At 42.2% G+C, this 11,690-nt stretch carries 8 protein-coding genes; 2 read left to right on the forward strand and 6 right to left on the reverse strand.

The features are described 5' to 3' along the window. Positions 1 to 66 precede the first annotated feature (66 nt). The 3 genes from galE to glf all read right to left on the reverse strand — a co-directional run bounded on the left by galE (position 67) and on the right by glf (position 6,568). Positions 67 to 1,053 carry a UDP-glucose 4-epimerase GalE gene (gene galE, locus RM049_RS35405; RefSeq protein ID WP_322707549.1) on the reverse strand — a complete coding sequence of 329 codons (987 nt, stop codon included), beginning with the start codon at positions 1,051 to 1,053 and terminating at the stop codon, positions 67 to 69. 333 nt (positions 1,054 to 1,386) lie between these two features. Continuing rightward, positions 1,387 to 3,654, reverse strand: coding sequence for a family 1 glycosylhydrolase (locus RM049_RS35410; protein WP_322707550.1), 2,268 nt, complete (start codon positions 3,652 to 3,654; stop codon positions 1,387 to 1,389). A 478-nt stretch (positions 3,655 to 4,132) separates the two neighbouring features. Then, positions 4,133 to 6,568 (reverse strand): UDP-galactopyranose mutase, encoded by a 2,436-nt coding sequence (glf, locus tag RM049_RS35415; protein WP_322707551.1) that lies wholly within the window; start codon positions 6,566 to 6,568, stop codon positions 4,133 to 4,135. Between the two features lie 1,000 nt (positions 6,569 to 7,568). On the opposite strand from glf, the gene RM049_RS35420 reads away from it, so the two are divergent. Both RM049_RS35420 and RM049_RS35425 read left to right on the forward strand, forming a co-directional pair. Then, positions 7,569 to 7,856: a hypothetical protein gene (locus RM049_RS35420; protein WP_322707552.1), complete on the forward strand. Its 288-nt coding sequence runs from the start codon at positions 7,569 to 7,571 to the stop codon at positions 7,854 to 7,856. Positions 7,857 to 8,114: 258 nt separating this feature from the next. Then, complete coding sequence (locus RM049_RS35425) at positions 8,115 to 8,594, forward strand: DUF4383 domain-containing protein (protein ID WP_322686045.1); 480 nt, start codon at positions 8,115 to 8,117, stop codon at positions 8,592 to 8,594. Here RM049_RS35425 and RM049_RS35430 read toward each other — a convergent pair. The 3 genes from RM049_RS35430 to RM049_RS35440 all read right to left on the reverse strand — a co-directional run bounded on the left by RM049_RS35430 (position 8,591) and on the right by RM049_RS35440 (position 11,285). Then, positions 8,591 to 9,607, reverse strand: a complete 1,017-nt coding sequence (locus tag RM049_RS35430) for a glycoside hydrolase family 43 protein (RefSeq protein ID WP_322707553.1) — start codon at positions 9,605 to 9,607, stop codon at positions 8,591 to 8,593. The genes RM049_RS35425 and RM049_RS35430 overlap by 4 nt on opposite strands. Positions 9,608 to 9,761: 154 nt before the next feature. Continuing rightward, positions 9,762 to 10,571 carry a phytanoyl-CoA dioxygenase family protein gene (locus RM049_RS35435; protein ID WP_322707554.1) on the reverse strand — a complete coding sequence of 270 codons (810 nt, stop codon included), beginning with the start codon at positions 10,569 to 10,571 and terminating at the stop codon, positions 9,762 to 9,764. 435 nt (positions 10,572 to 11,006) lie between these two features. After that, positions 11,007 to 11,285, reverse strand: coding sequence for a hypothetical protein (locus tag RM049_RS35440; RefSeq protein ID WP_322686042.1), 279 nt, complete (start codon positions 11,283 to 11,285; stop codon positions 11,007 to 11,009). Positions 11,286 to 11,690 lie beyond the last annotated feature (405 nt).

An 11,690-nucleotide genomic window follows, 5' to 3' on the forward strand; every position in this document is an offset into this window, starting at 1 on the left:
GCCCCCAGTCCCCAGTCCCTAATCTCTACAAGTAATTCTCCGAATCAAATCGGATTGCTATAGTCTTTACTTATGTCGTTGTTGATGCCATTGCCAAGCATGGGCGATAATTTCGTTCAGATTAGGATACTCTGGATGCCAACCTAAAACTTTAGTTGCTTTGTCACTGCTGCCAACTAAAATAGGAGGGTCGCCTGGTCTGCGATCGCGTTCTTCTATTTTAATTTCTTTGCCTGTTATCTCTTTAGCTGTTTCTATCACTTCTCTGACTGAAAAACCACTGCCATTTCCTAGATTAAATACTTCACTTTCTCCCCCTTTGAGCAGATATTCCAAACCTAAAATATGAGCTTGTGCCAAGTCAGTCACATGAATATAATCGCGGATACAAGTACCATCTGGGGTAGGATAATCAGTGCCGAAAATCAAAATCGATTCGCGCTTACCAAAAGCAGTTAGCAGTACTAATGGGATGAGATGAGTTTCAGGTTCGTGGTCTTCACCCAACAACCCATTAGGGTCAGCACCTGCGGCGTTAAAGTAACGGAAACGTACAGACTTTAAATTGTAGGCTGCATCAAAATCAGATAGAATTCGTTCTACCATCCACTTGCTAGTAGCATAGGGACTAATGGGATCTTGTGGATGGTCTTCGGTCAGAGGAACAAACTTTGGTACACCATAAAGAGCGCAAGTAGAAGAAAAGATAAATTTATTAACTGATGCAGCAATCATTGCTTCTAAAAGCGTCAGAGTACCTGCAACATTATTATGGTAATATTTGGCTGGATTTGTGACAGATTCACCGACTGCGATATAAGCAGCAAAATGCATAACCGCAGTTATATTGTGAGTTGAAAATATGTCATCAAGAAGAGTGCGATCGCTCATATCTCCAATAATCAAATTTACCTGCAAAACTTCTTCTACAAGTTCTCTATGTCCGTTCGATAGATTATCTAAAACGATTACTTTATAACCTGCGTTTTTCAGAGCTAATACAGCATGGGAGCCAATATATCCGGCTCCTCCCGTGACTAAAATAGTTGCCATAATTTTCCAATCGAGAATTGGGAATGGGGAACTTGTACTGAGCGCAGTCGAAGTATGGGGAATGGGGCATTGAGAAGAGGCAGAGAGGGGCAGGGGGAAGGGTGCAGAGGAGAGGACTTTTCCCCTGCTCCCCTTAAAATTAACGTGAGTTCAACAGACCTCTCCCGGACAGCCTCCCTTTCTTAAAAGGCGAACGCGTTGCGTCTGGGTAAGGAGAGGGAGGAGTAACGGAGTAAGGAGGGTTTTTGCTCCCCTCTCCTGGTAGGAGAGGGGCTGGGGGAGAGGTCAAAATAGCACTCGTCGAACTCACGTTAAAATTAGATTGCCAGCCAACTAATTTCTTTCTTCCAAGTAGCGAGAAATTGCACTGTCAAGGTTTGGCATTAATTCACCTCGATTGCTACCGAGAACGCTGTAAGCTGGGCGGGGAGCAATCCAACCAAGTTCTTGCGTAGGAAGAGCAATTAGACTGCTGACACTCACACCTGCTTTTTTCGCTGCTAATCGGGCTAAGTCAGACCAAGCTATAGCACTTTTATTAGCCAAATGCCACAAACCTTTCTCGCCATCAATCAATAAATCAAGGCTGGCATGAACAAGATCGGGTACATAAGTAGGCGAAACGATCGCATCTTCGGCAGCAACAAAAGTATTTCCAGCAGCTAATTGCCGCAGGGCGATCGTCACAAAGTTGTAATCATCCCACGGGCCGAAAAATGCGCTGGTGCGAATTATTAGTGATGCCGGATGAGCCTGTAATACTAGCTTTTCTGCCAAAACTTTGCTGCACCCATATATATTGAGGGGCGCAACGGTATCAGTTTCGACATAAGGATTAGACTCAGCACCATCGAATACCAAATCTGAAGAGAAAGTTACCAGCGCCACATTATGTTGAGCGCAAGCAGCAGCTAAAATCGCTGCCCCTTCAGCGTTTACCTTTAAACAAACATCCGGTTCGCGTTCGGCATCGTCTACTCGCACGTATCCCGCAGCGTTCACAACTGCCCACGGTTGCAATTCGGTAAGTACTTTATTGACGGAAGCAGGATTGGCAATATCCATATCTTGGCGTCTTAGCAGACAATATGAAATTCCTCGGACTTGACACAACCGAGCAAAAGCCTTGCCTAGAGTTCCTGTGGCTCCGACGATCGCCAAGGGACGTACCAATTTTGGATTTTGGATACTTCGACTTCGCTCAGTACAAGTTTTGGATTTTAGATTATTGCTTGACTCATCAGTTTCCGATATTTTGTAATTATTGCTACGACAACTGACTGCTGGATAGACCAAACGCTCTTGTCGATGCCACCATCCTGGTGTATCAAGTAGTGGATGGTTGGGTTTATGCCCAGTAGCTAAATCTCGCACCATTTTAGCGATCGCAGTCTGTCTAGGCTGTGGAGAACGCAAATCAAATACGCCTGACTCATAGTATCCTGCCGAGCGAGTCACTAAACTATTCCAATCGTAGCTGCCCAAAAGTGCCCAAGCAGTCACAGCGCGAACATCTGCGCCTTGGTCTCGTAATTCTTGGGCTGCATTCCACACTTCATTGAGCCAACGTAGCTGTTCCTCACGGGTACAACTCAAGTGAACTTCAGTGACAGCAAAGGGTAGTTTGTAGCGTTCCCATGTCTCTTTGAGCAATGTCCGGGGGCCTGCCAAACCCTCAGCACAAACTCGCACTGCCTCTACATCTACATACTTGTCTCGACCATTACCACCATGCGTCCAAGCTGGATAGTTTTCTAGGTTTTCATCTAAAAAGCGTTCGCTTGTCAGGTAATGGTTAATGCCGATAATGTCAGGTGGACAGATATATTGCAAAAATTCTTCAAGTTCAAGCTCACTTATACCACAGTCGCGCAAGTAATCCCACATGGGATGAGTTGGGTTGATTCGGCCACATAATAAATCCAAACTCAACCAGCGACGTTCATTCTCAAATTCTGCTTGATAAGCCAGCTTTGGCGTACTATGAGTTTTACCCAAATCCTCAGTTTGTAGGAGTTGGGCGTTGGGATTGACTTCTCTGATTGCCTGCATTGAAAGAGCGATCGCTTTGCACTCTCCTAACAAAGCACGAGCGAAGGTTAAATCGTCCCGTCCGTGAGGATACCAGTGACCATACATCCCACTAAATCGTGCTGTTGTCAATGGCTCGTTGATGGGTGTGTAATGTGTTACCCAAGGATAGCGTTCTGCAACCGCACGAGCAAACACTGCTAGTTTCTCAGGAAATTCTGGATCTACTAAGCTAGTATCACGCGGCCCACTGCCATGATGCACTAGCCCCACAATCGGACGGATGCCGAGTTCGCGCAAGCGTCCCAGCCGTTCATCCGCCCACGACCAATCAGCATTTTCCAAACCATTGGGCGCTATCCTTTCCCAAAGTACTGGATAGCGGATGGCGTGTATGCCAAGTTCAGCGAATAAATCTAGGTCATCTAAGCGGGTTGCATGACCATTGCGTTCTAATTGATCGAAATACTCTTCACCCACACGATTAACCGTACACTCTACACCAGCCCACACTTCTAGAGGAAGTTGTGCTTTGTTAGTGTTGAGTGTCGAGTTGAAAGCAGAAGTCATAATTTACAACTCAAGCTGATATTTTATTTGATGCGTTGTTTTTCAGTTTTGTAAGGTGTGTTATGCCAGAGGCTAACGCACCGCACCATCTTAGATTTTCGGTGCTTTATAAAAATGAGCAGCCTACTAAATACAGCGCAGCCCTAATTACGAATGAACGCGATGTACAACTTAATTCTTAGAACCCCGCTTCGATTCGTTTCCCCCCACAGGGCTACGGTGTACACACAAGTTATCGAATCACTACCAGTCCTCGAATTACCCCACCCTAGCCCTCCCCTTGTAAAGGTGAGGGAACAAGATTCTCTTATTTCCCCCCTTTCCAAGGGGGGATTAAGGGGGGTAATTCGACTTGCATATACAACAGTAGAGAGGCTTTGATTTTTGCTCCCCTTCCCTTGTAGGGAAGGGGCTGGGGGTTAGGTTTCAAAGAAAGTTGTGTACACAGACGGCACAGACGGCGTGAATTACGAATTATTTAAGCCTTAACCGCAATTTGCTTGTACACAGACAAAGCCTGAGCAACACATTGATCCATATTGTAGTACTTGTAGGTCGCTAATCGTCCCACAAAATAGATCCCTGGAGTTTCATCTGCCAGCACCTTGTATTTCTTGTAAATTTCCTGATTCTCAGAACGCGGTACAGGATAATAAGGGTCTCCTTCAGCTTTGGGAAACTCATAAACAATACTTGTTTTAGAGTGTTCCTGACCAGTTAAGTATTTAAACTCTGTCACACGAGTATAAAGCTGTTCATTGGGATAGTTGATGACTGGCGCTGATTGAAACACACTCGTGTTATGCGTCTCATGCTTGAAATCAAGCGAACGATATGGTAGTTTGCCGTAGCGATAATCAAAGTATTCGTCAACTGGCCCGGAGTATACCATCTCGCGGCAAGGTATAGCTTTTTGGATTTCCCGATAATCGGTGTTAAGCATTACCTTGATGTTCGGATGATTTAGCATATTGTCAAACATCCGGGTAAAGCCGTGGAGTGGCATCGCTTGGTAGCTATCGGTAAAATAGCGATCGTCACGATTGGTACGGGTAGGAATTCTGGCAATTACTGATTTGTCAAGTTCCGATGGGTCGAGTCCCCATTGCTTACGGGTATAATTACGGAAAAACTTTTCATACAGTTGTCGCCCAATTTTGCTGACCACCACATCTTCACTAGTGCGGATGGATTCTACGGGTTCAGCAAGCGATTTATAAAACTCTTCTACCTCAAATGAATTGAGATTCATCCCATACAGCTTGTTGATGGTGTCGAGGTTGATCGGAATCGGGACAAGTTGCCCGTCTACACTGGCAAGGACACGATGTTCGTAAGACCGCCACTGAGTAAAGCGCGAGAGGTATTCAAAGACTTCGCGGGAGTTGGTGTGAAAGATGTGGGGGCCATATTTGTGTACAAGAATGCCATCATCGTTGTAATGATCGTAGGCATTGCCGCCTATGTGGTTGCGCTTGTCTACAACCAGCACTTTTTTACCTTGAGTTGCCAAACGTTCTGCAATCACGCTACCAGAAAAACCAGCGCCGACGACTAAGTAATCGAAGACAAAATCTCTGGTAATGACATTTGGTGCTTGTTTACCAGCCGCGCCTGTGGAGTTAGCTTTGTCTTCACCATCACGCGCTGCAATGGCAGAGTCAATCAGCTTCATCATTGATGCCCAAGTGCGATCCCAAGAAATCTTTTCTAAAAAGGCATCTACTCGACTCAGCCATTCTGAGGTTGGGGTATCCTCTTGCATTGCAAGTTCTGCGGCGGTGACGAACTCAGAAACTGTGTCTGCAATTCGCACCAGTTTTGACTCTCCATAAGGACGCACCACGTCTCGAATCGAAGTAGATACTACAGGTCTACCTGCGGCAAGATACTCTGGAGTTTTGGTAGGGCTAATAAAGCGTGTTGACTCATTACGCGCAAAGGGCAACATTGCTAAATCCCACCCTGCTAAATAAGCAGGTAGCTGTTTATAGTCTCTGCCACCGAGATAATGGATATTTTCATGCTGTGGCAGAGTTGCGGGATCGATTTTGACAACTGGCCCAATAATTACTAGATGCCAGTCGGGACGGGCTTCGGCAATACCAGCAAGCAGTTCAATATCCATCCGTTCGTCAATTACGCCAAAGAATCCAAGGCGAGGATGGGGAATATGAGCTTGATCTTCTGGTTCTTGAAGATTTCTCGCCTGGCCAAAGTGGGGGACATCTACACTACTGGGAAAGGCATAAACGTTGGGATGCTGGTTCACTTTACTTTCGTAAAGGCTTTGTCCCCCTGTAAATACTAAGTCTGCACGCTTGAATAGTTCGGCTTCGTAATTCTTTAAAGTAGGTGACGCGCCGTGGAATGCAGACAATTCATCCATGCAATCGTACACCACGGCTTGGGGTTGCAAGTGGCGCGTGAAAGCGATCGCCATTGGTGTGTAATACCAACAAATGTATTTGTTGATATTATGCTCTGCAAATAAATTATTAATTAGTACTTGTAAATCTGCGTTGATTGCTTCTTCGCTTAAACCTTGTTGTAGGTGTGGCACAACCACAACTACTCCATTAGAATCTTGGTTTACATCTAACCTTGCCAACGGTTCTTCAGAGAAAATTGCCTCCTCAATAAAGAAGACTCGCTTTCCTTGAGCGCAGCGACTAAGAAGATGTTGTGGCCTTTGATAGACGAAATTCCAACGTAAATGAGATAAGCAAACTATATCAGGTGTATCTTTAAAAGTTTCTGTTGATTGAACTTTTTTATTAGACGAAGTTAAATCCAACAGTGATGTACTCGATGATTGCGTTTGGGCTAGCTGCGATCGCTTTGTTTTACGCTGCTTCGACGAAATAACATTGCTGACACCGTTGTTTTTGACTTGAGATTTTTCACTTGCCATAGTTTGTCTCGTTATTTAAATTATTAATTCTGACTAGCTAAACGCTAATACCTTTTCTTTGTAAGGCAGCATCAAGCTTACTTTCAGGCAAAAGCTTGCAATATATTTTGCTGCTTTTCAATATCGAATCGGTATAATCAATACTTGGCTTGACTGGTTCACTACTTAAGAAAATACTGTTTTATGTCTAATTTTTTCATCTACCAAAATAAATATAAAATTACTTTCTTGATTAAGTCTTAAGCACTATATTTTTATTTTATCTAAAATAGATTATTAACTTATGTAACACAAATAAATATTTATATTGAAAACCATGCAAATATAGTTGTTTTTGTCTGTTCGGTTTCGTACACAAGATAATTAAAATAATTATTAATACTATTAAAATTAATCAATTCAGCTTATTTGGTAACTTAGAGTAAATATTTAACGCTAAATTTATATAACAATTGCCTGGTTTTAAGTATTAAAACAGTATTTTTATAAAACAAAATATTAATTTGTTATCTTGAATACATATTATTGTAACAACTATTTTATAAATCATAGTAGCAGAAGTAATTTCTTTGATTGTTAGTTTTGGTAAATAAGTATTATAAATTTCACTCTGATGATATAGATATTATCTCAACCTTGGGTAGGATAAAAGCTTTTTGATTATGTGTAAGATTGATAATAATTCAATTCATAAACCTCACGCGATCGCTTTTAATGATGGAGCGATCGCGTTTTCTATCTCAGAGTTTTTCCAAGAAAATAGATAGTGCGATAAGTGTAGGCATTGGAAATAAATTAAGTAGTAAAGTTTCTGATTTTGAAAGGTTTTTTTTGAAAAATTTAATAGATTTAATGAAAATTCCGACTTTAGATATAAAAAGTCAAACTTACTATTAAAACGACTGACAGAGAATACATTGAAACCTGTGACGGATAACCGCAAGTTTTATATTAGCTATAAGGTTATTTATCACTCTATTAGTCGAAGGAATTACGAGTAATGAATGCAAGTCTTTTATCACTACCTAAGTTTCATAGCGGTCAAAAGGTAGAGTTTATCGGCGGAGAAGGCATCATCAAAAATTACCGACCTCAGTCAGGTAGCTGGGAGCCAGAAATCGGTCGGGTTGGTTATGAAACTATGATTTGGCTATCCGAGGTAGATATCTATTCGCCCTTCAATAATTCTTTTCATAATAAAATTAGAAATCATGAACATCATGAACTAAAAATGCAATTTCTACAAGTGGCTAAAGCAACAAAGCATCATAGCAATGACAATAATTAATTAGCAAATATTTTTTAATCAAGATAAAAAACATAAGCCCCAAATTAAACTCAATTTGGAAGCTTTTTTAAAATAGTGTTTATTACCTTTGATAGAGTGAAATATATGAAATACGAAGTTGAATTAAAAATATTATGTTTAGAGAGTTAACTAGCTAGAAACGATCTATTTATATCTATTAACAAATTAGATTTTGATGATTTCTCAGCTAGCGGTTACTATTTCGTAAACATCTACACACTTACCAAGAGAAACAAGATGGAAAACATTAACCAGGCAAAAATGATCGAGCGTTACATTGCTTTGGCTATCGGAATCAGTTATTTACTTTTAGGTTTAGCTGGATTTGTACCAGCTTTGGTTTCATTACCAGGATCGAGCGAATCTTTTGTTCCACTCGATCAATCTGCTGGTGCTTATTCTGCGGGTTTTGGTTATATCTTTGGTGCAATTCCCACCAATTTTTTGCATAATCTTGTTCGCTGTGCCGTCGGATTGTTAGGAATTACTTCTTACAACAATACTACCACAGCGCGTCTATTCAATCGTGGTTTTGCAGTTTCTTATGCCTTGCTGGCCATCATCGGATTGTTGCCTTTGGGTAAGACATTTTTTGGTTTAATGCCATTGTTCGGTGCTAATGTTTTGCTTAATGCATTAGCAGCGATCGCAGCTGGCTACTACAGTGTTGTTATACCAGCCAAAGTGAGCGGTGTTAATGTATCGCAAAATCTTTAATAGTTGCTGATAGTCTGCGGTGTCCAGGTAGGGCCATTGCAAGATGGCCCTTCTGGTTTCCAGATCAGCATATCTAAACAGATTTGCCGCATATCCATGTTTTTCGTCCAAGCATGGTAGACAACATACTCAGTCTTACCATCTGGCCCAAGAACAATAGAATTATGTCCCGGCCCGATAACAAAATTAGGAACAGACTTTAGCACCCGTGGCCCGGTTTCGTTACCTGCATCAGAGTAAGGCCCCATCACGTTGTCAGCAACGCCATAATCTACGCCGTAGTTCTCAGTTTCCCAGCGTCCACCACTATAAAAGCAGTAGTATTTACCTTCATGCTTACGAACGCAGGGGCCTTCTAAAGTATGCCAATCATAAATTTCACCATACATCAAACGGTTGGCTAAAAACCGTTGCCAATCCGATCGCGCACGTAATACCACTTTCCCTTCACCAGCAAGTTTAGTCATGGTTTGGAGTTTGTCTACAACTAATGCTGTGCCAGCACGCACTCCATCCGATGTATCCAGAAAGTCACGGGCGTAAAACAAATACCACTGTCCATCGTCATCCTGAAATGGGTGCGGATCGATCGCAAAAGGACAGGACTTTGGATCTACGACTGGTTCACCAACATCTTGATATGGTCCTAACGGAGTATCGCTTGTAGCTACACGTAACTGATGATTCTTATCTTCATGCCCTACAGAATAGTAAAGATAAAATTGGCGATCGCAGTAAGCAACTTCGGGGGCCCAAAAATTATCGCCAAGGGCGGGATCTGGGCGTTGTAGTGCGTTACCAACATAATCCCAGTTTACAAAGTCGAAGGAGCGTAACAGAGGAAAGACACACGATTTGTTATTGGAGTTAACATTTGGTGCGTCCGCTATTTCGTCTACCGTTCCTTCTGCTTCTGCTGCACCAGTACCGATCGCATAATATACGCCTTCGTGTTGCCAAACAAAAGGATCGGCAAAATAACCTTTGTAGACTGGATTAGTATAGGTTTGCATCTTAATTATCTATGGAATGACAAAAATCCTTCTTCCACTAGTGGTTAGTCAAGTTAAGTTTGCCGGGTTTGTAGTGAGGGCTTTAACGCTTAAATCAAGGACTAAAGTCCTGACTACAAACTTATTTACCAAGCATTGTTGCCTTGAAAAACTACTAGTATTTGAAATTCACGTAAGTCTCGACTTTGTTCTTAGGTAAGCTTTCTACTAGCTGACACCGTAGCATCTGCTTTAGTTTTTCTGGGAGACTATCATAATAGTCTTGTGGGAGAGTCAAATCTACCTTTGGTGTGTGCAACCAATGCATAGCATAGCCCATGACTACCATCGGCCTTGGGTGGTTTGTCCGATTTGGGGAACCCCGATGTAGTGCTAAAGGCGATCGCACCATCACGTCACCTGGCTGCATATAAAAGGATTCCATCGGAATTTCACCACTGGCAACTTTTTCTAATCCTTCTTCACGCGGTATAACATGAGTACCACGCGCCATTTGAAACGGCCCGTTTTCTGCGGTTACTTCCACCAGGGGAAAGTTAACTGCGAGGGCGTAAAGTGGGGTGACAATGCGATCGCTAAACAACGGGCGAAAATCCCGATGGGTTTCCTGATAATCTGAACCCTGGAATGGAACATCAACTCCCATCTGAACCATCACGTATTCTTGGTAAAACACGCGCTCTAAAACACCCATAATCACTGGGTTAGCAAAAACTAATTCATTAGCAAATGGGTAAATCCAAGGCAAGGTTAGATAGTAGCGGGAAACTTCACGAGGAGCCAACCCACCTGGTTGATTTTGACGCTCGTGAAATAAGTTTTCAAAAGCTTGTGCCCACTCGTCAATTAATTTTTGCTCAAAAACACCGGGAATTACACAAATTCCGTCTTGATTCAGTTTTTGAGCAAATCGGTCTAGGTCGGTAGCTGAATATTTCGCTATACCGCCTATACTTTGAACCATCTTTTTTATCCTCTTCAACTTATAACTAGAGGCGTATTAATATCAGACCTCTAGGAGATTTTTTATTGCTTGTCGATAGTAGCGCACTATTTTTAAAATTGGTGGCTTATGCCAATCCTCTGTAACAATTAATTTATATTAATTATAACGAATTACTTAACATAACCAAACTCTTTGACACTCCAGACAATGCAACGCGATCGCCTACTGTTTGAAGGGCATCTAATAGTCAAAAGAGTGCAGTTGGACTCAGCAAACCATCAATAGACACACCTGCATACATCAGCACATCGGCAGCTTCACGGGCGAAGGTAAGTGGGACTGCTAGCCCAAATTCCAGAGTTACCACTTGTGAGTATGGCGGCTTTGGTTTGCAGTTTATCAGAACCGCGATCGGAATTTTTGCTATAGCTGTTAGTTCTCGTCAAAAAATTGTCATAAATTTTCTCGATCTGTACTTGAGTGAATAGCTTTGTTCAAATCCCGCAGCAACTCTTCTTCTGCATCGCGCTCTTGCTTGAGTTCTCGAATCATTTCTTGACTGGAACCAATCAGCAAGCCAGCAACTGCACCAACGATCGCATATTTTTGCTCCAAACCTTTATACATTTGACTTGTGTAAGGGCAAGGAAGTAAATTAGCAATAATAAAACCAATTCCTGCACCTACAAATGCTGTCACAAAGGCAGAAAAAACGATTAATTTAGCGTTCATTTGCTTCGCTCCAATGCTTATAGCTTTGCTAAATTATCAGGAGATACTCTACATTGTGTCAGTGGTTCCCAAAGTTACAGCTTAATCTTTACCTCTTGTAATAATACCGATTCTGGGTTGAGTTGGTACTGAACCCCACCTTCAACCCCCTCCCCGCTCTTAGAGAGTCCAGGGTGGTTTCATACAAGCAGAGAAAAAATGAAACTATAGCAAGGGACTGGGGACTAGGGACTGGGGACTGGGTGAAAAGCCTTTTTGTGTCTAAATTTTATCATCTGTTAATGTCCTAACCATTTTGGCTGTTGCTATAGCTTTCTAAGTACAGCTTTGCGTAAAAGCGTAGTGTTTTTAATACAAGCCGATGTATTAACAAGGCCGCGGCCGCATTCACAATACAAGCCGATG

This window comes from Nostoc sp. DedQUE04 (assembly GCF_034530995.1).
Classification (GTDB): domain Bacteria; phylum Cyanobacteriota; class Cyanobacteriia; order Cyanobacteriales; family Nostocaceae; genus Nostoc.

Excerpts from the sequence above, each read along its gene's own strand:
- glf (WP_322707551.1), bottom strand. The coding sequence starts at position 6,568 with ATGGCAAGTGAAAAATCTCAAGTCAAAAACAACGGTGTCAGCAATGTT.
- RM049_RS35440 (WP_322686042.1), bottom strand. The coding sequence starts at position 11,285 with ATGAACGCTAAATTAATCGTTTTTTCTGCCTTTGTGACAGCATTTGTA.
- RM049_RS35435 (WP_322707554.1), bottom strand. The coding sequence starts at position 10,571 with ATGGTTCAAAGTATAGGCGGTATAGCGAAATATTCAGCTACCGACCTA.
- RM049_RS35425 (WP_322686045.1), top strand. The coding sequence starts at position 8,115 with ATGGAAAACATTAACCAGGCAAAAATGATCGAGCGTTACATTGCTTTG.
- RM049_RS35420 (WP_322707552.1), top strand. The coding sequence starts at position 7,569 with ATGAATGCAAGTCTTTTATCACTACCTAAGTTTCATAGCGGTCAAAAG.
- RM049_RS35410 (WP_322707550.1), bottom strand. The coding sequence starts at position 3,654 with ATGACTTCTGCTTTCAACTCGACACTCAACACTAACAAAGCACAACTT.
- RM049_RS35430 (WP_322707553.1), bottom strand. The coding sequence starts at position 9,607 with ATGCAAACCTATACTAATCCAGTCTACAAAGGTTATTTTGCCGATCCT.
- galE (WP_322707549.1), bottom strand. The coding sequence starts at position 1,053 with ATGGCAACTATTTTAGTCACGGGAGGAGCCGGATATATTGGCTCCCAT.